Here is a 21,218-nt window from a genome sequence, read left to right as displayed (position 1 = left end):
CGTTTAAACCATGTTGAATACCATCGTTAAATGGTCGATCGCCCAGCGGTGGTTGGTCGTGATTGCTTGTATTGTTATTTCTTTGTGGGGCATTCGAGTGGTGACTCAAATGCCGCTGGATGTGTTTCCCAGCTTTGCCCCCCCGCAAGTTGATATTCAAACGGAGGCACCGGGTTTAGCACCGGAAGAGGTGGAATCGTTGGTGACTCGCCCGATTGAAAGTGCAGTCAACGGTCTCCCCAATCTGGAAACCGTGCGATCGTCGTCGGCGTTAGGGCTTTCAGTCGTCAAAATTGTGTTTAAGCAAAACACGGAAATTTATCGTGCCCGTCAATTGGTTGCAGAGCGGTTGCAAGAAGTGGGCAATCAAATGCCTCAAGGCGTACATCCACCCCAAATTTCGCCCATTACTGCGCCGCTTGGCACCATTTTGCATTATGCCTTTACCGCCGACACTACTTCATTAATGGACGTGCGTCGAATTGCGGATTGGCAGGTGAAAAATCGACTGTTAGCCGTGCCCGGAGTCAGCCAAATTTTGATTTATGGTGGCGATGTACGCCAGTATCAAGTTTTAGCAGACTCCAACAAGCTCAAAGCCTTTAATGTTTCGCTGCAAGAGGTGGCAGAAGCAACGGCAAAAGCCAATGTGAATGCACCGGGTGGTTTACTGATTACCCCCGATCAACAAACACTTGTTCGAGGGATTGGGCGGATTGAGTCGTTAGAGCAGCTTCAGCAATCGGTGGTCACGGCACGGAATGGGACTCCAATTTTGCTGACTCAGGTTGCCGACGTGAAGATTGGCGCAGAATTGAAGCAGGGAGACGGGAGCTTGGATGGTAAGCCCGCCTTGATTGTCGTGATCAATAAGCAACCGGCGGCAGATACCCCCACGGTAACGCGGGAAGTTGAAGCGGCAATGGAGGAATTGAAAGCCAGTTTGCCAGCAGATGTCAAAGTCACTCGAACCTTTTCTCAGGAGGAGTTTATCGAAGCGGCGGTCAAAAACGTTGAGGAATCCCTGAGAGATGGGTTCATCATTGTGTCGGTGGTGCTGATTCTGTTTCTGATGAATTGGCGCACCGCTGTGATCACACTCAGCGCCATGCCCCTCTCACTGTTGATGGGCATGATTGTGCTGTCTTGGACGGGGCAAGGGATTAATACCATGACCCTGGGCGGTTTGGTCGTGGCGATCGGGTCTGTGGTGGATGATGCGATCGTCGATATGGAAAATGTCTACCGTCGCTTGCGAGAAAACCAGGTCGCCGAGAACCCCAAAAATCCGTTACAGGTTGTGTTTGATGGGTCTGTCGAAGTGCGAGTCAGTGTCCTGTTTTCCACAGTGATCATCGTCGTGGTGTTTGCGCCCATCTTTGCCCTCTCCGGCATTGAAGGACGGATTTTCACGCCGATGGGACTCGCCTATTTGCTTTCGATCGTGGCTTCTACCGTGGTGGCATTGACTCTCACCCCCGCTCTGTGTGCGCTCTTGCTCACCCATGGTCGGCTACCCTCCGATGAAACCTGGGTTTCCCACAAATCCCAGCAGCTTTACCGCCCTGCGCTGCAATTTGCGATTGGGCGACCGAAGGTTGTAATCCTGGTAGCAGTCGCCAGTTTCATTGCTTCGATGCTGATTCTGTCCTCCTTTGGGCGCGTGTTTTTACCAGAGTTCCAGGAACGATCGCTGATTAACTCCATGCTGCTCTACCCTGGCGTATCCTTGGAATCCACGAATAGCAATGGATTTGCGATGCAGGATGCGCTCAAGGATGACAAGCGCTTTGATCATGTGCAGATGCGCTCTGGACGGGCACCGGGAGATCCGGATGCAGCGGGGGTAAACTTGGCGCATTTGGATGTGACGTTGAGTGAGGAGGGATTGAAAAATCGAGAAGGCAGCCTGGATAAACTGCGAGCAGAGTTCAATAAACTGCCTGGTGTCGCTCCCAATGTGGGCGGGTTTATTTCCCACCAGATTGATGAAGTGCTATCGGGTGTGCGAAGCGCGATCGCGATCAAAGTGTTTGGACCAGAACTGCCAGAACTGAGGACACTGGCTCAACAGGTGGAAGCGGCGATTCAAGCTGTGCCTGGTATTGCCGATTTGCAAGTTGAACCCCAGGTTCCTGTCCGCCAACTTCAGATCCAATTCGACCGAACCGCAGCGGCTCGCTATGGGTTGCGCGTTGGAGACTTAGCCGAAACCATTGAAACAGCGCTCAATGGGCGGGTAGTTTCCCAAGTCTTGGAACAACAACAGGTCTTTGATCTGGTGGTTTGGCTCACCCCCAACGATCGCCGCAACCTGGAAACGATTCGGAATTTGCTGGTTGATACCCCCGATGGCAAAAAGATTCCCTTGGCACAGGTTGCCCAAATTAACTACGGCACCGGTCCAAATACCATTAATCGGGAAAATGTCTCACGGCTAATTGTGGTCTCTGCCAACGCCAAGGGACGAGATTTAGGCTCTGTGATTGCCGATATTCGTGCCCGAATTAAGCAGCAAGTGCAGCCGCCTCAAGGGTACTATATTCAATTTGGTGGGCAGTTTGAGGCAGAAGAGCAAGCTAGTCAAACCTTGCTGATTGCAGGCGCGATCGCCCTTCTAGTCATCACTATTCTCATGTATTTCGCGGTGAAATCCATCCCCTCCACGCTGATGATTCTGATTAATTTGCCGCTTGCCTTGGTGGGTGGGATTATTTCAGTCGCCTTGACCGGAGGCATTCTTTCGGTTGCATCCCTGGTTGGATTTATTACCCTGTTTGGCGTGGCAACCCGCAATGGATTGCTGCTCGTTGAGAACTACAACATTCGTCTGGCGGAAGGGCAATCCCTCAAGCAAGCACTGACTGAAGGTTCCACAGAACGACTGGCAGCAATTTTGATGACCGCGTTTACCTCAGCCTTGGGTATGTTGCCCCTGGCAATTGGGAGTGGAGCCGGAAAGGAGATTTTGCAGCCCTTAGCCGTGGTTGTGTTGGGTGGACTGTTGACCTCTACCGGATTGACCTTGTTGGTGCTACCCGCCTTATACTCCCAGTTTGGGCGATTCATGGTTCCCAAATCAGCGATTTCCAATACTCAAACTGATTTAGTGACTTCACACAGTATTCCTGAGTTCTAAATACAACGATTTTGTTCATGCAAATAAGGAGTGAAACTGATGCAATCAATTAAATTTTTAGGCGTGGCGATCGCAAGTCTAGGATTACTATTCTTAGGCGCTTGCGGCGGCAGCAACTCCGCGACACCTTCAGCCAATACTACCGATAAACCAACCGAGTCTGCCGCAAATAGTACCTCCGCAGCACCCACTACAGAAACGCATAAAGAAGGCGATGGACATGACCATAAGGACGGGGATGGGCACGACCACAAAGAGGGCGGCGGGAATCCTCATACAGCGGGCGGACAAGTGATTGAAACGGGCGACTATCACATGGAATTTGCAGGTCACAAAGCGGGTAGCGGTGTAGATCTAGATTTCCTACTGCAAAAAGGTGACTCCCATGAAACCATTCCCTCTGCAAAAGTCACTGCCCAAGTGCAACTTCCCAATGGTTCTGAACAGTCTTTAGCCATGAAATTCAATAAGGCTGAAGGAGTCTACACTGCAACCATCCCCAATCCGGTTCCGGGTGAATACAGGGTGGCAATCCTATCAGACATTGACGGGAAGAAGGTTAATGGTCGGTTTAGCTTCAAGCAATAACTCTATTTCGCTGAATTCATCTGGTGTAACTTTCGTCCCTTGCAAGCCCAAAATTTCACGTTGTTTTCATTCCACTCCCCTAGAGTAAAGGTTGATGCCTGTGTGTTTTCAGAACGATCCTGAAACACTTTGAGTGAAAAACTACAGGTTTTGTGAGGAGAGCAAGGATTCATGATGCAACGTGTTCGCTGTTTAATGGTGTTTAGTCTTAGTGCCACAATCAATCTCAGTGCAACTCAAGTTTTGGTTGCTCAAGAAATCTCAAAAGGTGCTCAGTTTTCTACAAAATCAACTTCCAATCAAACGACTCAGGAAACAGCCCAAACCTCAGAATCGTCGCTCAACCCTGATCCCAATCCGCTACAACTACCAACTAAACCGGATGAGATCAGGCTTCAAGCGACTCAAGCCATCACATTGCAGGAAGCGATCGCCTTGGCAGAACGGAATAATCGTGATCTCCAAGTGGCAGCACTCACTCTGAAGCGCAGTCAGGCTGCATTACGACAGTCACAGGCATCCCTTTATCCCACTCTCGCAGGCGACACCGAACTTGGTTACGAACGCAATTCCAGGGATCGATTAGATGACCTTAAATATCTAGCCGAGGATGCCTCTCCAACAGGAACTTTGAGCGGCAGAGTGGAAATCAGCTACGACCTATTCACCTTTGGTCGCCGACCTGCCCGCATTCAAGCCGCACAAGCACAGGTGCGGTTGGATCAATTCGAGGTTGACCGGGTACAAAGACAAATTCGGCAGGATGTTACTAATGTTTATTACGACTTGCAGCAAGCGGATGAACAGGCACGGATTGCTCAGTCGTCAGTCACTAACATTCAGAGAATTTTAAGTGATGCTCAAGCCCTAGAGCAAGGAGGGCTGGGAACGAAGCTTGATATCTCCAGAGCACAGGTTCAGCTTGGCAATGCCGAGCAGGAGTTGATTGAAGCTCAAACTCAGCAGGAAGTTACCCGTCGTCAGTTGGTGCAACTGCTAAGTTTGTCGGAAACCGCTGACGTGAGCGCTGCCGATCCGGTTCAGGTCGCAGGGGATTGGGCGCTCTCACTGGAAGAAAGCATTGTGCTGGCGTACAGAAACCGGGTAGAGCTACAACAGCAGTTGGCGCAGCGAACGATCGCCCAGCAAAATCGTAGAGCCGCACTCGCAGATCGGCTACCCGAAATCAGCCTGTTTGGCAATTACCAGTTTCTCAATGAATTTAACGAACCATTTGGAACATTGGGCGGATATGCGACCGGAGCCAGACTTCGTTGGAATTTCTTTGATGGCGGTGCTGCCAGAGCTGCCGCTGATCAGCAGAGCGCTAATCAGGCGATCGCCGAAACTCGCTTCGCTCAAACTCGGAATCAGGTTCGGTTTCAAGTTGAGCAGGGATTCAAAAGTCTTCGAGCAAATGCACGCAGTATCCAAACTGCTACAGCCGCCTTAACGCAAGCACGGGAAAGCCTAGACACGGTTCGCTTTCAGTTTCAACAAGGAGTTGGAACTCAACTAGATGTAATTACAGCCCAAAGTGATTTGGTTCGAGCGGAGGTGAATCGACTCCGGGCAATTTTGAATTACAACCGTGCTTTGGCATCGTTACAACGAGCAGTAAGTAATTCACCTGCAAATCCTATTTCCCAACCCTCTTACCCTTAAATTCCAAAAGCATTGCAATGTCTCACCGAAATCATCCAACTCAAAGCCGTTTGCATTATTTTATTCGAGTCCAACTCCTGTATCAAAGTATTTTTTGGCTCAGTGGTTTGATTCTCCTGAATGAAGGCAGCGCGATCGCTCAATCGACGACTGATGAAGTCAGTGTTCCAGTGACTTCTACCCCTCAGCCCACCGTAGAATCAACCCCTATCACTCCTTCAGCTTCGGTTGAAGCCCCACTGCCATCATCTGAATCAATTCAGCCAACCAATCCATCGGCTGATAATTCGATTCAAGTCAATAGCACAAGCAAGGCTAGCGATCCTTATATTGACTCAACGCCTTACAACATCGGCGCAACAAATCGTTTTGACCCATCTGCCCCGACTGTGAAACGCGATCGCGGATTAAGTGTTGCATCTCCTGCTCAACTCTCACAACGAGCGCTTAACGCTCCCACTACTTCCTATCCTGCTGTTGTCTATTCCGGTGGAACTACAGCATCTGGGCAACGCTACCTTCGTAGTTTCCGGTTACCAATTAACCGCAACATTGGTAATATTCGATTGGTTTTTCCACTCTCACTTCCGGCACCTATTACATCGCTGTTTGGTTGGCGAGTTCATCCCATCAGCGGTGTTTTGCGGTTTCATTCTGGCACTGACATTGGCGCACCCTTGGGGACTCCCATTTTAGCTGCCTATGCCGGAAGAGTTGCGATCGCCGATTTTCTCGGTGGATATGGGTTATCTGTTGCGTTGCAGCATCAGAAAAATACGCAAGAAACCCTCTATGCCCACCTGTCAGAGGTTTTCGTTAAATCGGGTCAGTGGGTGAAGCAGGGAGATGTGATTGGTCGAGTTGGGAGTACAGGCACGGCAACTGGACCGAATCTCCACTTTGAACTGCGACAATTGACGGCTGAGGGTTGGGTCGCAACGGATGCCAATGCAGCGCTGGAATACGCTTTAGTTGAATTTACTAAAGCATTGCAGTCTGCCCCAGTTGCAAATAAAACCATTTCCACCCAATCTAAATCTCGTTCCGATCAACAACCCACCTCTGTAGACTGGTCGGCGATGGATGCTGGAACTCGACTGGAATATCTTCTGTCTCAACTGATGAATACCTTACAGGTGGATCAACCTGTGCCTCCAGCGCAGAGCTAATTTTATACTTTCGCCTCTCCAGATCGAAGGAGCCAGCAATGTCGTTATTTTTCCTGATTCCAATGAGTTTCAGTCTTGTGATCGCCGTCATTTCTCAACAGGTAAGTGATGATTTAGCAGAAATTACAGGGCTGGCTGCGATCATCACCTTGATTCTGAGTTTAGTCCTAGCACCCTGGCAACTTCAACTGTTCATCTTGCTGTTCATGAGTACAAGGGCGTTCTCCAGTACCTGATTGTTCTTTGCTAACAAATCAGAATCACAACTCTTCCAAGCATTTCGACTCATCTATTCACTGAATAAAACTCAAAATATATTTCGTTACTTTGCTATCCAAAACTTTCACTGTACTTTCATTCTGCCCTGCCAAACTAGAGATAGACCTATCCCCACAGGGGGGATTTTTTAGTTTAGGAGAGTTAGATGAAATACCTCGCTTTTGCCAGTTCTGCTTTAGTGCTTATTGCTTCAGTCTCTCCAGTCACTGCGGCGGAGACAAAATGCAAAGGCGATGCATTACGCGAGAAACCTCCAGTTCCCAACTATCCCCATCACATTCGTAATGTCGTCTGGCGCAATACACGGGCAATGTGTCTTGAGGAACTTTCGCGGATGACAACATCCACAACAACGAGTGATGCACCCTCTATCCAGTCACCTTCATCAAAATAAACACAGCTAGCTAACGAGTCGTTCACTCAATCAAATCCGTAAACCTCGCCAATGAGCGAACTCAATCACTTGTTGCTCCCGGTACTCCTTTTTGGAATCGGGATTTTTTTTTGCGAAAATTTTCATCCTACTTTCATCGCAGACTGCAATTCTATTGACATATACTTTCAATAAGAGAGGGGAATTTTTCAATATCCAGGCGATCGCTTAGGGCGAATTGCTGCCGCCAGTTTCTTGCACACTACAACTACGATTACGCCGCATTGGGCTAATGGCATTCCTCAAAAGTCTAATGTGGCTCTTCAAATCAACAACTTAACGGGTTTCGAGATAGCAACATGAGAAATTACTCTGCTTCAACGATTCGTGATTGGTCAGATGTACTGTCAGATTTTTTATCTGATATTGTGTTTGATGCAACTTTAAGTACCAATGATACAAATCCATCATTCACTGATATTGTGAATGCCGTGTCTGAGACCTTTCCCAGCAGACTGGTAGAAGCCCTTTCCCATGCCGAATCAAAGGGGCTGATAGATGGCTTGCCGGGAAATATCGACACCACGGCATTAACGGGTAATGCCTATACCCAAACCAATTTAGTCGCAAACAAAGCGGAATATGCACCGCTCATCCTGGACGAGACTTTTGTCAACGCCTGGGGAATTGCAATTCGACCGGCTGGTTTTGGTGGTCATTTTTGGATCACGGGCAATGGTTCTGGCATCTCCTACGAATATGTTGGCGATGTGAATGGCATTCCGCTCTATCAAGATGATTTAGCGATCGTGACAGTACCAGGACCCAACGGCGAACAGGGCACACCCACAGGTGTTGTTTTCAACGCATCAAGCAATTTTGTGATTACGCAAGACAACCCGAATGGAGCCATTATCAATGCCAGCAAATTTCTATTTGCCACGGATAATGGGGTAATTTCTGCCTGGACTGAGCGTAAAAATGCTGATGGCTCGTTCGATCGACCTGGTGAAGCCCTCGCCGTCATAGATCGCTCTGCCACAGGAAGTCAATACTTTGGTTTGGGAGTTGATTATGCAGGTGAACACCTGTATGCTGCCGATTTTGGCACCAGTCCTAAAATTCAGGTGTTTGACGGTAGTTTCAACGATGTCACTGATGCTCACGGGTTTGCCAATCCCTTTGCGAGTGCCTGTGAAGTTCAACCGGGCGACTATGTGCCATTCAACGTTCAGGTTTTGGGCAATCCTGGATCTGAAAGTGTATTTGTCACCTATGCTAAGAGCCAGGAAGATCCCAACGCTCCGGGTCAATTCTTTGCAGGTGAAGAGGAGGCAGGATCTGGTCTCGGACGCTTGGCAGAGTTCGATTTAGAGGGCAGCTTGATCCGAGTTTGGGATGATGAAGGACTGCTGAATGCGCCGTGGGGTGTAGTCTACACGCCAGCAGATTTTGGTGCCTTCTCTAATACGCTATTAGTGTCTAACTTTGGGGATGGCACCATTACAGCCTTTGACAAAACCACCTATCACGCGATCGACTATTTGCGTGATGCTTCAGGGTCCGCGATCGAAATTCCAGGCATCTGGGGGTTACTCTTTGGGAACGGTGCCAGTCTGGGTGACTCAAACTCGCTCTACTTTGCAGCAGGACCAGAAGATGAAGCAGATGGAGTATTCGGACGCTTGAATGTTGCTCCTACAAACACCACTCCTAACTCTAGTGGTTTGTTTCGATCGCAATTCGATCAAGAACTCATGGCAACAGGACTGGAGAGACTCATAGGCTTTTCTGCTGGCAACAGTTTGGTCGGTTCTACCTTTGGAGGCAATGAACTGAGATAACCCACCTCCGCATTTCTAGTCTCAAATTTTCACCTTGTTTTCATCGCAGCCTGTCAAACTAATAATAGGAGTTCTCCAATCCTGGGTAGGGGGATAGTGTATAGGCTGCGATGAAAGTTTTGTTGGTTGAAGATGAAATTGATTTGGGAACAGCACTCCAGCGCACGTTGCAGCAGGAGAAATACATTGTGGACTGGGTGCAAGATGGAGCAGATGCTTGGAATTATCTAGACAATCGGCAAGCTCAATATACGTTGGCGATCTTTGACTGGATGCTGCCCGGTTTAACGGGTCCAGAACTCTGCAAACGCTTACGAGATCGGCAAAATGCCCTACCTGTATTGATGTTAACTGCACGCGATCGCTGGGAGGATAAGGTGATGGGGTTGGATGCCGGAGCCGATGATTATCTGATCAAGCCGTTTCGGATGGAAGAGTTGCTGGCACGGTTGCGGGCACTCTGGCGGCGATCGCCTCAGTTCCAACCCACCCAAATTCAGGTGGGCAGCCTCACTCTCGATTGCCACAACCGCACCATCCGCTGGCAATCTCCTCAACACGATCATCAAACCGTTCGCCTCAGCAAGAAAGAATTCCAACTGATGGAATACTTCATGAAACATCCCCGCCACGCTGCCACTCGTGACCAGATCCTGAGCTACCTTTATGAGGTAGACACCGAGCGAATCAGCAATGTGGTGGCAGCACAGGTACGGTTGTTAAGACGCAGACTCGCAGAGCTAGGCTGTGAAGATGCAATTCAAACAGTTCCAGGGGGAGGATACAGGCTCAATCCCGCCTATGCAGACGCAGTTGTTTAGACGCACTCGCTTGCAACTGGCGGGCTGGTATGCAGTTGTCATGGGGCTAATTCTAGGTCTGGGTGGTTTGACGATTTACCAGGTCATTATTCGGGCTTATTCAGATTCGATCACTCGCGAGTTAGAAGCCGTGACTGAAACGTTGCATAACGGAATCGAATTGAATTTAAAGCAGCCTGGTCAGTTAGAACCCATTATTCAGAAGTTGGTTCCTGATGTTTGCCTGGTTGGGAAACCTTGTCTCAAGACAACGCCTTCGCCTCATAGACACAACTTATCTAAGGAACATCACCCCCTAAATACAACTCGCCAAAGCGATTACTATGTTCAGTTTCTGGAGAGTTCAGGCATTCTCATTGCTACGGCTGGGCTGCGTCCAGATGTGCCCTTAACGAACGGTTCCGAAACCCAGCAAACCGTGATGGATTCTGAGGGAAATCGTTTCTATCAGATGTCGTTGCCATTGCACACTCTAGATAACCAGTTGTGGGGCTATCTTCAGGTTGGGCGATCGCTAAAAGATTTAGATAGTCGCCTCGCATCCCTGAAGTTAGCCTTCCTGATTGGACTACCCGTGATCACAGCATTGGTTGCTGTTTCCAGTTGGTTTTTGGCAGGAATTGCCATGCGCCCGATCTACCGCTCTTATCAACAAATGCAACGGTTCACTACCGATGCCGCCCATGAATTACGCACTCCATTAGCCGCAATTTTGGCAACCGTTGATTCTGTGTCCAGGCTACCCAGCTTCACTGAGGTAGAAGCACGAGACACGTTGAAAACGATCGAACGCCAACTTAACCGTTTTTTTGAACTCGTCAAAGATTTGTTTTTATTAGCCCGATTGGAGCAACACACATTGGCAACTCAGAGACAATCTGTTTGCTTGAATGATTTAATTCATGATTTGGTGGAAGAGTTTTCAGCCCTTGCTAACGCAAATGGACTTACTCTCACGGCAGAGATTCAAGTTTCTAAGGAATTACAGATTCTGGCAGATGAGGATCAAGTTTACCGCTTAATTTCCAACTTGGTTGTGAATTCAATTCAATATACCCCTACAAATGGCAGTGTCACGCTGATTCTTAACCGTGACGACAATTATGCAATCATTCAAGTTCGAGATACTGGCATGGGCATTGCGCCTGAAGAGCAGGCACATATTTTCGATCGCTTCTATCGAGTCAACAGCGATCGCTCTCGTCAAACAGGCGGTTCGGGCTTGGGATTGGCGATTGCCAAGGCGATTGCCGAAGCGCATGGGGGAAATTTACAGGTTCAAAGTGAGGTAAGCCGAGGTAGTACGTTTACAGTTCGCTTACCCCTAAAAACACGCCCAACCAACAATCAAGCAACAGTCATTCAAATCTGATTTGGTTCGATTCAACCATTCATTAAATTAGCATTCAATCATGACATTTATTTATCGAGTTAGCACTCCACTTAAACTTGCTTTAGCTCTAAGTGGAATAGTATTTATTACTTTATCAAACCCATCGTTCGCTCTTGCGATTCAACCCGAAGCAATTGACCTTGCGAAACAAGCTTTGGAAAAGTATAAACGAGGAGATTTGCAAGGTGCGATCGCAGACTACACGCAAGCGATACAAGTTAGTCCTGATTTCGCTAACGCCTATATCGAACGAGGAATTGCTTACCATGATGCCAGAGCTTTGCATCGTGCCATTACAGACCTTGACCGAGCCATTCAGATTGATCCCAACAATGCATTAGCCCTCTACAATCGGGGTGAAATTTACTCTGACTTAAACAAACTACCTCAAGCACTCGTGGACTTGAATCAAGCTCTGGAGTTAAAACCGGGCTATGCAGAAGCTTACAACAATCGAGGTGTAGTGTATGCCAAACTGGGCAAATTTGAAACTGCATTGAAAGATATCGGACGTGCCATCGCCCTCAAGCCAAATTATGTTTTTGCTTACAATAATCGGGCGTTAGTGCGAACCGAGTTAAAAGATATTGCAGGCGCGATCGCCGATTACACAGAAGCGATTCGCCTAGCTCCAACATTGGCAGAAGCTTACTTGAATCGAGGACGGTTACACCTAGAAACTAGAAATCGACAGGCAGCCATAACCAATTGGCAACAGGCAGCAAAATTATTTCAAGAACGGGGCGATCGCGATCGTTATCAACAAGTACAAAATGCACTGAAGCAACTGCAATAACCTGCCGAATAACACATGAGGTTGGGCGATCAAACGTTGCGATCGCCCAATCATTTTATAGGGAACCTATCAACACCTCGCCGACACTAGCTGTTAGTAGTAGCAACAGAATCTAGAGTCCGTACTTGCAGTTATACAACTCTTCCCGGTATTCAAAGCTACCCTCAATTACATTAGGGGGCAAGGCACAATAAGCTGGAACCTCAGTATTCTCCCTGCGCTCAGAAGTTGGCTTATCTTGCGCTTTTGGAGTAGAAGTATTTCGGGGCTGTTGGGCTGCTTCAGGTTCTGAAGTGGGTTGAGTTTGTTTCTCAGATGTCTGGCTTAAGGGCGAACGCAAAGTCTGTGGATGCCCTCTCGATATCAACGAGTTAGCAACAGGTTTAGCAGAGACTTGAGGCACAAAAATACCAGAAACGAGAACAAAAGAAAATGCTGTTGCAGAAAGTAGACGTTGCATCATTTTAACCTCTTCTGAAGAATCAAATCTGATTGAAACAATCAGTTCGCTATTACTAATCTCTCAAATACAAATGAAACTAAAGTGAAAAATGGAATAAATCGAAAAAATAAATTATTAACAAACGCAAATGATAGCAACTGTATTCTATTGAGAAATTGATTTAGTAGAAATAGAACTAACCTGTAGATTCAGAATTCTCAATGGAATAGTTTACACAAACTGGATTCAATCGATAATTTCCACCTTGAACAGTTTGAATCATATCTTCACAGCCTAATTCAGCCAGTTTGCATCGCAGTCGCCGGATCTGGGCTGCTACAACATTGCTAACTCGTTCAGACTCCATCTCATACAAATAATTTAGAAGTTGCTCTTGGCTAGCTTCCTGCTTGGGCTGTCGCATCAAATATTCCAACACCTGAAACTCTTTCTTACTCAGGCGAACTTGCTCATACTCGATCGGGCTAGAGTACCAGTAAGCAATTCGATTATTGCAATCTAAGGACAAACGACCCAATTGAAGTTGTAGGGGTTGATATTGGGGTGATCGCCGTCGTAATGCACGTAATCGTGCCAGCAATTCCTGCATCCGAAATGGCTTCATCAAGTAGTCATCGGCTCCGGCATCTAGCGCCAAAACGCCATCCTGCCAGCGTCGCTCTGGAGTTAACACCAACACGGGTAAAGGATGCTGTGTTCTCAAGCGTTGACAAAGTTCTATCACTGGCAATCCTGGCATCATCCAATCAAAAATCGCCACCGTATACTGAATGGGTTGAAGTTCCAAGTAGTCCCAGGTCACAAGACCATCCTGAAACCAATCCACAATATAGTGTTCTTGACTCAGGCTTTGTTGAATTTGTTCACCTAATTCTAGATCGGGTTCAACTAATAAAATTTTCATCACAAAAGCTTTCCCTAAAAAGTTTTTGACCTTTATAGGTTCCTGCAATTCTAAATAGATTGCTTCTGTTAATAGCTTTGCAGATTAGGATGAAAACGAAGTGAAATATTGAGTCATCCAAAATCTTATTTAAGTGATCATGCGATGAAAATTTTTCAACTTCTCATGTCGAGAAAAGTCAACAGACCCTTTCAGCGGATGTGAGTGAGACAATGGTATGTCCAAAAATCCATTGTTCTCTTGAGTTTACTGAAAGAAGTCTGTTGAATACATATTGGTAATCATAAAACTCGCTAATGAAATTACAATGACGGTTTAAGATCATCAACGCTAAAAAATAAAAGGAGATGAATCTTCTCGACTCATCTCCATTCCAGTATTTACTGGTGTAAGGAAACCTAATGTTGACTAACTGCTAAGCAGAAACCTGCTCAATTAAAAGTTAAGATAATCCTTCTCAAGCAGCAAAGCTAGAAACTAAATGTCGTCCGAATTACACCCACTAACTGAGTATCATTCCGTCTATTGCCTTCAGGGTTAAACAACACAAAGACCCCTGGTGTGATGGCAATGTTGTCATTGATTCGATAACGGTAGAACGCTTCTAAATGATAGGGCGGTGAACCATCCAAACGACGACGGGTATTCGCGTTGGCACGGAAGTCGTTGTCTGTGACGCGGGGTTGCATCCCAAACACCAAACCACCCAAGTTGCCTTTACGCCCCAAGTCGGGAAAGCCCAGGAAAGCAGCCCAATTCTGAATTTGCGCTTCCTGGTTGTTGCGTTTGTTGTAAGCCCACGTGTAGCCGTACCAACCACCCACAGTCAGTTTAGGCGCTACCCGCCACTGCACTTGCACTGACCCGGTGTCAGTAGATGTGGCTGCACCTGCAAACGGGTTCGCGGCATATCCGGTTCCAGTACTGCCAAAGAGGTTTGGCGCACCCTGATTGAACACAGTGGAGGTGCCGGGGAAATAGGAACGAACGTAGGTAAGACCAATATCAAAGTTGCGAGAAGGACGAAGTACTAGTTGTCCAGCAGCAGCATAGTTCCCATCAAACAAACCATTCTTTGATCCAGGATCGTTGGCATTTCTATCAGAGAAATAGCCTCCCTGTAGGCTCAATCTGGGACCGAATTTGTAGTCAAAAGAAACTCCTGGAGAACTGGTAAACGTTTGATCGTTGGAGCGATAGATCGGGTTAAACCGTCCAAACCGGGAGATCGCACCACCACCACTACTTTCAAATGGGCTGAGCGTTTCAAACAGTGAACTGTACATTCGGCTCTGAACCGCGTCAACTTGAATGCGGAGGTTTTGCCCCACGGGAAACCGATAGAAGAGGTGGTCAATGTTGACTGCATTGGATTCGTTGCCGTCAAAGCCTAACCGAGTTCCGTTCGTTCCTGTGAAAGCGCCGCTGAAGGGAGTAATGTTACGCCCTTGCAATCGAACTAGCAAACGGTCTTTACCTGTAAAGCTAGATTCGAGCGCAATCCGCGCCCGATTACCAAAAATGGTTTCAGTTTGATCGTCTCGGAAGGAGTTTTCATTGGCAGCATTCACGCCAGAGAGAAAGGTGTTGTTACCTGTGCGCGTAGCACGATCGCCAAAGGTATCGGCGATCGCAAAGATAACCTCACCCCTTAACCTGGTAGTTGTGGAAAATTGTTGCTTCTCCAGTGTGGCAGTCCGAACCTCCAGAGATTCAACTCGTCCCCGTAGGGCACCAAGTTCTGCTGCAAACTCTTCCTGCAATCGCTTAACAACTTCTAAATCTTCTTTTCGCACGAAGTCAGCCGTTGCTGCTGCAATAAGTTCTTGAATTTTGTCTAAGCAAGCGTTCAAGCCAGCGGCAAACTCGAAGCGAGAGGTGGCACGATTTCCTAGAAAGGTTTTGTCGGGATAGCCCACGATACAGCCATACCGCTCTACCAACGATTGCAATGCCTGAAATGCCCAATCAGTCGGTTTCACATCCGAAAACTGGGAAACGGAAGTGACTTGATCCAGTTGAGAGCTTTTGCCTTCAGCACTATAGCTATTGACCTGCTGTAGAGTCACGCTGTTATCTAACTGGCTAGCTCTCGTTGAAGTAGCACTATTCGCTAGCTGGTTTAACTTTTCATTCGTTGGTATTTCATTTGCCAGCGCATCACCTGGCATCATCAGCGACGCGACAAGAAGCGTCGGGACGCTCCATACAATCTCTCTCAGTGTTAAACGCATTTTTCATCCTCACACTACTCTTTCTAGGAAATCAAAAGAATTGATTTCCATAATGGAGAACCCCTATACAGCGGCTCCAAGCATAGAATGCCAGGACAGGATGAAAATCTAATGACGGTTTTAGCGGATGCACAAAAAAACAGGGTTAAGCTCTTATTAAGGGAATCGCTTTAGAACTATTAGCTTTGGCACCATTTTTATCAAACTATTTAAGCAACCCCATTTTGCCCATGTCTACGCCTTGAACTATCTACTTTGGCTTCTAACTAAAATGCGATCGCTCCTTTTCTTTGGTATAGCGGCGTTAGGTGAGATTTCTGGCTGTTATGCCTTCTGGGCATGGCTCCGACTCGGAAAAAGTATGCTCTGGGTGCTTCCAGGATTAATTGCTCTAGCCATCTTTGCGATCGCCCTCACCCAAATTGAAACCTCCAACGCCGGGAGAGCCTTTGCTGCCTATGGCGGAATTTATATTCTTTCGGCAATTATTTGGTTGTGGACTGTGGAAGGAGTCAAACCTGATCGCTGGGATTTATTGGGTGTAGCAGTTTGCCTCATCGGTACAGTGATTATTATGCTGGCTCCTCACAGAATCTAAATGTGCAGCGATGTCTTGATATAAGTTCATCACATGAGCATCCGCAAGGCTGTAATATACGTTGCGCCCCTCTTTGCGATAATTGACCAACCGCATCGATTTCAAAATGCGGAGATGGTGCGACACGGCTGATTCACCGATTTTTAAGCTTGCTGCCAAGTCACACACGCACAATTCCTGATGCGTCAGTGCCGAGAGCACCCGCAGTCGATTTGGGTCTGCCAAGACAGCAAAGAATTCTGCCATCCGTTGGGCTTCTGGCATCGGTAGGATCTCTGGCTGCACCTGCCGTACCGCTTCCAGGTGAACGAGATGAGCTTCACATTCCGGTGCATCCGACTCTTGAAGCAGTGGGACTAGATTTTTGCGGCTAGGCATAGGACAAATTAGGGTGACGACTGTGAACAAGATAATTTTGCTCAATTCCAGTATAAAGCTAAGAATAGTTATCATTCTATATATGAATATACTTTCAGATGTCAAGAGTTTTGGTCTACAATTATCAAAATAATCTTCAATCTGATTTGGCAACCTGCTATGACTCAAACTCCAGCGCTAAAGACTCAGCAGATGCAAGTGGGCGGTATGGACTGCTCCAGTTGCGCGATGAAGATTGAAGGCAGCGTCGAGAAATTGCCGGGGATTGCTGAGGTATCGGTCAACGTGGCAATAGGGCGAATGGTTGTGTCCTACGATCCGCAGGAAGTCAGTGAGGCGGAAATTCAAAAGCAAGTGACGAGATTGGGTTACACCGTTGCGATCGAGCAGTCCCGCACGCTTACTTCATCTCATGCTTCCACAAATGGTCATGTTGACGACGATCACGATCAGGACGACGGACACGATCACGGGCACAGTCATGGCTCTGGCGAATTTAACTTAAAAAAAGAACTCCCTCCCGTGTTACTCGCGATCTCATTATTTGCGATCGGCATCATTTTTGAGGAACCCTTACACAACACGCCCTACAATATCGGCGAACTTGCCGTGTTTATCCCTGCCTACCTGCTTAGCGGTTGGTCGGTGTTGAAGACGGCTGGACGCAATATTCTGAGAGGGCAGATTTTTGATGAAAACTTTCTGATGACGATCGCAACACTGGGAGCCTTTGCGATTCATCAGTTTCCAGAAGCGGTTGCTGTGATGTTGTTTTTCAAAGTGGGTGAGTTGTTTCAGGAGTATTCCGTTGGGCGATCGCGGCGATCGATTAAAGCGTTATTGGAGGTTCGCCCCGATAGTGCCAATTTGAAAGTAAATGGCACTATCAAACAGGTGGCTCCTGAAACGATCAATGTGGGCGATCAAATTTTGGTGAAGCCAGGTGAGAAAGTGCCGTTGGATGGCGAAATTCTAGAGGGCAACTCTCAAGTGGATACCTCTGCATTGACGGGTGAGTCAGTTCCCCGCATTGTCAACATTGGAGATCCGATTCTGGCAGGCATGATTAACAAGTCGGGCGCTCTTACCATTCGAGTCACAAAACTGTTTGGCGAATCGTCGATCGCTAAAATTCTTGACCTGGTTGAAAATGCCACCAGCAAGAAGGCAGACACCGAAAAATTTATCACTAAGTTTGCCCGCTATTACACGCCAGTAGTGGTATTTCTGTCACTGGCAGTTGCCATATTGCCACCGCTCTTGATTCCAGGCGCAAATCGCTCCGATTGGATTTACCGTGCCTTAATTTTGCTCGTCATTTCTTGCCCCTGCGGATTGGTGATCAGCATTCCTCTCGGCTATTTTGGTGGCATTGGGGGAGCCGCCAAGCGCGGGATTTTAGTCAAAGGCTCCACTTTCCTAGATGCACTCACAGCCGTCAAAACAGTTGTATTCGACAAGACTGGAACTTTGACGAAAGGAACGTTTAAAGTCACGCAAATTGTCACGAGAAATGGGTTTTCGGAAGCAGAACTGTTGGCGTTAGCGGCGAACGCTGAAGCGAACTCTAACCATCCAGTGGCTCAATCGATTCGAGAGGCTTACGGGCAACCGATTAACGAGTCCGACATCAAGGATTACGAAGAAATTGCAGGTCATGGCATCCGGGCGAAAGTTCAGAACAAGGTAGTTTTGGCAGGCAACGATCGCTTGTTGCATCGAGAGAACATCGACCACGATATCTGTGATGTAGCTGGAACGGTGGTTCATCTAGCAGTGGATGGACGCTATGCCGGATACATTCTAATTGCCGACGAAATTAAAGAAGATGCGGCTGAAGCAATCCGTGACTTGAAAAAAGCTGGAGTAGAGCGAACCGTGATGCTGACGGGTGACAATGAGGTCGTCGCCAAACGTGTCGCTGGTCAATTGGGCTTAGATGCTTACTTTGCAGGTTTGTTACCTGAAGACAAAGTGGGAGCGATCGAGAAACTACTGGATCGCTCTGGCAAGAAGAAGGTTGTTTTCGTCGGCGATGGCATTAATGATGCTCCCGTGATTGCGAGAGCTGATATTGGCATGGCAATGGGCGCATTGGGGTCTGATGCCGCGATCGAAACGGCGGACGTGGTGTTAATGACGGATGCTCCGTCCAAAGTGGCAGAAGCCATTCAGGTTGCCAGAAAAACTCGCAGAATTGTGGTGCAAAACATCGTGATGGCAATGACAATTAAGGGAATTTTCATCGTGTTGGGAACATTCGGATTGGCAACATTATGGGAAGCTGTATTTGCTGATGTTGGTGTGGCGCTGTTAGCCATCTTTAATGCCAGTCGAGTCCTAAAATAAACAGGATGAGATTTTTTGACCAGGTGAACCATCCCGACTTGCTGCACTCTCAACGAATGTCTCAGCGGCTCTGGCTCGTTCTAGGGCTGCGGTTTGTGTTGTTTCTAGCCGAGTTGGGGGTTGGCTTATGGAGTCGAAGTCTGGCATTGTTGGCAGGTTCAGGACACCTGCTTTCAGACTTGCTGACTTTGGGATTAACTTTGCTCGCCGCCTATGTTGCCAAAAGCCAAGCAAGAACAGGCAAAGCTGTAAAAGAGAATCGACTGGAAGGTTGGGTGGCGTTGGTGAATGGAGTCAGTCTGGTAGTGATCGCCCTGCTGCTGATCTACGAAACGATTGAGCATTTGCACCATCACCCATCAGAATTGAGTCTAGGATTACCCGTTCTCCTTGTTGCAGTCCTGGGTGTCGTGATTAATGGCATCACCACTTACCTGCTCCATCGGGATCAACATCACAGTTTGAATGTGCGTGGCATTTTTCTGCATCAAGTTGCCGATGTCGCAGGAGCCGTCAGCATTTTACTTTCAGCCTTGGTGATCTATCTGTTTCACTGGACTTGGGCAGATGCGGCGACAAGTTTGTTTGTTGCCTTTCTGATTATGGTGAATGCGCTACCGCTCTGCCGAGATAGCCTTCGAGTGCTAGCTGGACGACCCCCAAAAGTTCTCAGATGAAGAATCTACTTCTCAAGTTGTAGTTGTTGGATGAATGCTACAGTCTGCTGGTAACTATCGCGATCGCCCTGCTGCTGAAACAACTCGGCAGATTTTCGCAAGTCAGTTAGCGCTGCTGACTTGTCCTTGAGTTGTGAGTAGAGAATACCGCGATTTCCATAGGCTTCAGCAAGAGTGGGATTCAGCTTGATGGCTTGAGTAAAGTCTGAGATCGCGCCCTTCGCGTCTTGCAAAGCAGTTCGAGCTTTCCCCCGGTTGTAGTAAGCATCCGCATAGTCAGGCTTTGTTTTGATTGCCTGATCCAGATCCTCCATAGCAGCTTGTAAATTGCCCATTCCGGCATACACCACACCTCGATTGTTATAAGCCGCTGCATAATCGGGTTTAAGCCGAATTGCTTCAGTCAGGTCAGCCAGTGCATTGGGGAAATCGCCAATGTCCGATCGCGCTTCGCCTCGGTTGTAAATCGCTTTGGCGTTCTTGGGATCAAGTCGTGCCGCTTGGTCAAAATCGGCAATTGCCCGTTTATAATCCCCTAAATCGTGATGAGCCAGACCTCGGCTGATGTATGCATTCGTCAGCTTGGGGTTTGCTTGCAGGGCAAGAGTATAATCTGCGATCGCGTCTTTGAGTTTTCCCTGTTTGGCTTTCTCAATGCCTCGATTCAGCAACTCGACAGAACTCACCTGAACAACTGGAGCCTGCTTAGACTGGGCGTGTAAAGTCGGAGGCAGGGCAACCGTCAGCCCTAGTATGCCAAGCATTACAGTAATCTTAGAAACAGGATTCATAGAAAAAACTCCTTACCACAGCTTTATCCTAACGAAAGCGCCTGTATTTGGACTTGATATCCCTCTATGACTGAAGCAAAGGTACGACAACAATACGACCAGATGGCAGCAACCTATGACTGGCGGTGGAGCCGCTATGTCTCTAATACGCTATCGTTCCTCAAAAACTGGGCACAAATTCCATCAACTGCACGAGTGCTGGACATTGCCTGTGGAACTGGGGAATTTGAACACATGCTGGTCACTGATAATCCTGATCAGGCAATGGTTGGGGTGGATATTTCCGAAAAGATGCTGGCGATCGCTCAGCAGAAATGTCATGCTACTTGACAGCGATGTGAAGTCAGAAAATCCATTTCTATACTCGCTGAATGACTGGGCAAATAGTTGATTCAGAATACTCAGGGATAACTTCCCAACCTGAAAGCAATCCCTCCAACTCTAGCTTAAGAATCTGTAGCTGCTGGATTTGCCGATCAATGTCAGCAACTTTATCCTGCAATTTCACCCGGACGTGATCACACGGTAAATCGCCCTGGTCATGCACCTCCAAAAACTCTTTAATTTCTGCCAGACTCAATCCAAGACTTTGGGCACGTTTGATGAAGCTGAGGCGGGTAAAAATATCCACGTCAAATAGTCGGTATCCTCCTTCTGTTCTACCCGTAGCCTTGAGCAAACCTAGTAGTCTGTCAAGAAAGAATTGATGGATAGAGACGCTTGAGTTTGATGCGGGCATCTTGAGTCGTAAATTGCC

At 47.6% G+C, this 21,218-nt stretch carries 20 protein-coding genes; 14 read left to right on the top strand and 6 right to left on the bottom strand.

Annotation, left to right across the window (positions count from 1 at the left end; translation table 11 throughout):
• The first annotated feature begins 10 nt into the window (after nucleotides 1-10).
• The 10 genes from AB3R30_RS14960 to AB3R30_RS14915 all read left to right on the top strand — a co-directional run bounded on the left by AB3R30_RS14960 (nucleotide 11) and on the right by AB3R30_RS14915 (nucleotide 12,067).
• Nucleotides 11-3,139, top strand: coding sequence for an efflux RND transporter permease subunit (locus AB3R30_RS14960; RefSeq protein ID WP_458650003.1), 3,129 nt, complete (start codon nucleotides 11-13; stop codon nucleotides 3,137-3,139).
• Between the two features lie 39 nt (nucleotides 3,140-3,178).
• Nucleotides 3,179-3,727 carry a hypothetical protein gene (locus AB3R30_RS14955; RefSeq protein ID WP_458650002.1) on the top strand — a complete coding sequence of 183 codons (549 nt, stop codon included), beginning with the start codon at nucleotides 3,179-3,181 and terminating at the stop codon, nucleotides 3,725-3,727.
• A 171-nt stretch (nucleotides 3,728-3,898) separates the two neighbouring features.
• Nucleotides 3,899-5,392 carry a TolC family protein gene (locus tag AB3R30_RS14950; RefSeq protein ID WP_458650001.1) on the top strand — a complete coding sequence of 498 codons (1,494 nt, stop codon included), beginning with the start codon at nucleotides 3,899-3,901 and terminating at the stop codon, nucleotides 5,390-5,392.
• Nucleotides 5,393-5,409: 17 nt separating this feature from the next.
• On the top strand, nucleotides 5,410-6,561 hold the full coding sequence (locus AB3R30_RS14945; protein WP_458650000.1) for a M23 family metallopeptidase: 1,152 nt from the start codon (nucleotides 5,410-5,412) through the stop codon (nucleotides 6,559-6,561).
• Nucleotides 6,562-6,623: 62 nt separating this feature from the next.
• Nucleotides 6,624-6,797 (top strand): hypothetical protein, encoded by a 174-nt coding sequence (locus tag AB3R30_RS14940; RefSeq protein WP_458649999.1) that lies wholly within the window; start codon nucleotides 6,624-6,626, stop codon nucleotides 6,795-6,797.
• 188 nt (nucleotides 6,798-6,985) lie between these two features.
• Nucleotides 6,986-7,234: a hypothetical protein gene (locus AB3R30_RS14935; protein WP_458649998.1), complete on the top strand. Its 249-nt coding sequence runs from the start codon at nucleotides 6,986-6,988 to the stop codon at nucleotides 7,232-7,234.
• 338 nt (nucleotides 7,235-7,572) lie between these two features.
• Nucleotides 7,573-9,057 carry a TIGR03118 family protein gene (locus AB3R30_RS14930; RefSeq protein ID WP_458649997.1) on the top strand — a complete coding sequence of 495 codons (1,485 nt, stop codon included), beginning with the start codon at nucleotides 7,573-7,575 and terminating at the stop codon, nucleotides 9,055-9,057.
• Between the two features lie 110 nt (nucleotides 9,058-9,167).
• Nucleotides 9,168-9,878, top strand: a complete 711-nt coding sequence (gene rppA, locus AB3R30_RS14925) for a two-component system response regulator RppA (protein ID WP_458649996.1) — start codon at nucleotides 9,168-9,170, stop codon at nucleotides 9,876-9,878.
• Nucleotides 9,859-11,250, top strand: coding sequence for a two-component system sensor histidine kinase RppB (gene rppB / locus AB3R30_RS14920; RefSeq protein WP_458649995.1), 1,392 nt, complete (start codon nucleotides 9,859-9,861; stop codon nucleotides 11,248-11,250). Before rppA (AB3R30_RS14925) ends, rppB begins: the two co-directional genes overlap by 20 nt.
• 40 nt (nucleotides 11,251-11,290) lie before the next feature.
• Nucleotides 11,291-12,067, top strand: a complete 777-nt coding sequence (locus tag AB3R30_RS14915) for a tetratricopeptide repeat protein (protein WP_458649994.1) — start codon at nucleotides 11,291-11,293, stop codon at nucleotides 12,065-12,067.
• Between the two features lie 112 nt (nucleotides 12,068-12,179).
• On the opposite strand, the gene AB3R30_RS14910 is transcribed toward AB3R30_RS14915, so the two are convergent.
• The 3 genes from AB3R30_RS14910 to AB3R30_RS14900 all read right to left on the bottom strand — a co-directional run bounded on the left by AB3R30_RS14910 (nucleotide 12,180) and on the right by AB3R30_RS14900 (nucleotide 15,668).
• The gene (locus AB3R30_RS14910; protein WP_458649993.1) at nucleotides 12,180-12,530 is read right to left on the bottom strand and encodes a hypothetical protein; all 351 of its coding nucleotides are present in this window, start codon (nucleotides 12,528-12,530) and stop codon (nucleotides 12,180-12,182) included.
• A gap of 175 nt (nucleotides 12,531-12,705) precedes the next feature.
• Nucleotides 12,706-13,434, bottom strand: a complete 729-nt coding sequence (gene rppA / locus AB3R30_RS14905; protein ID WP_458649992.1) for a two-component system response regulator RppA — start codon at nucleotides 13,432-13,434, stop codon at nucleotides 12,706-12,708.
• Between the two features lie 470 nt (nucleotides 13,435-13,904).
• Nucleotides 13,905-15,668, bottom strand: coding sequence for an iron uptake porin (locus AB3R30_RS14900; RefSeq protein ID WP_458649991.1), 1,764 nt, complete (start codon nucleotides 15,666-15,668; stop codon nucleotides 13,905-13,907).
• A gap of 271 nt (nucleotides 15,669-15,939) precedes the next feature.
• Here AB3R30_RS14900 and AB3R30_RS14895 point away from each other — a divergent pair, with 271 nt between their 5' ends.
• Nucleotides 15,940-16,266, top strand: a complete 327-nt coding sequence (locus tag AB3R30_RS14895) for a YnfA family protein (RefSeq protein ID WP_458649990.1) — start codon at nucleotides 15,940-15,942, stop codon at nucleotides 16,264-16,266.
• On the opposite strand, the gene AB3R30_RS14890 is transcribed toward AB3R30_RS14895, so the two are convergent.
• Nucleotides 16,201-16,644: an ArsR/SmtB family transcription factor gene (locus AB3R30_RS14890; protein WP_458649989.1), complete on the bottom strand. Its 444-nt coding sequence runs from the start codon at nucleotides 16,642-16,644 to the stop codon at nucleotides 16,201-16,203. The genes AB3R30_RS14895 and AB3R30_RS14890 overlap by 66 nt on opposite strands.
• Nucleotides 16,645-16,803: 159 nt before the next feature.
• Between AB3R30_RS14890 and AB3R30_RS14885 the strand changes: the two genes are divergently transcribed.
• Both AB3R30_RS14885 and AB3R30_RS14880 read left to right on the top strand, forming a co-directional pair.
• Nucleotides 16,804-18,993, top strand: a complete 2,190-nt coding sequence (locus tag AB3R30_RS14885; RefSeq protein WP_458649988.1) for a heavy metal translocating P-type ATPase — start codon at nucleotides 16,804-16,806, stop codon at nucleotides 18,991-18,993.
• A 5-nt stretch (nucleotides 18,994-18,998) separates the two neighbouring features.
• Nucleotides 18,999-19,670 (top strand): cation diffusion facilitator family transporter, encoded by a 672-nt coding sequence (locus AB3R30_RS14880; protein WP_458649987.1) that lies wholly within the window; start codon nucleotides 18,999-19,001, stop codon nucleotides 19,668-19,670.
• Nucleotides 19,671-19,675: 5 nt separating this feature from the next.
• On the opposite strand, the gene AB3R30_RS14875 is transcribed toward AB3R30_RS14880, so the two are convergent.
• A complete protein-coding gene (locus tag AB3R30_RS14875) occupies nucleotides 19,676-20,461 on the bottom strand; it encodes a tetratricopeptide repeat protein (protein WP_458649986.1) in 786 nt (261 codons plus the stop codon).
• A gap of 66 nt (nucleotides 20,462-20,527) precedes the next feature.
• Here AB3R30_RS14875 and AB3R30_RS14870 point away from each other — a divergent pair, with 66 nt between their 5' ends.
• Nucleotides 20,528-20,791 carry a methyltransferase domain-containing protein gene (locus tag AB3R30_RS14870; protein ID WP_458649985.1) on the top strand — a complete coding sequence of 88 codons (264 nt, stop codon included), beginning with the start codon at nucleotides 20,528-20,530 and terminating at the stop codon, nucleotides 20,789-20,791.
• Nucleotides 20,792-20,819: 28 nt separating this feature from the next.
• On the opposite strand, the gene AB3R30_RS14865 is transcribed toward AB3R30_RS14870, so the two are convergent.
• A partial coding sequence (locus AB3R30_RS14865) for a MerR family DNA-binding protein (protein WP_458649984.1) occupies nucleotides 20,820-21,218 on the bottom strand: 399 nt, incomplete at its 5' end.

The sequence above is a fragment of the Sivoneniella epilithica UHCC 1019 genome (assembly GCF_040830845.1).
In the GTDB taxonomy this organism is placed as follows: Bacteria; Cyanobacteriota; Cyanobacteriia; order Leptolyngbyales; family Leptolyngbyaceae; genus ULC077BIN1.
The sequence above is the reverse complement of the archived record's forward strand: the minus strand, read 5'-3'. Positions and strand labels throughout refer to the sequence as shown.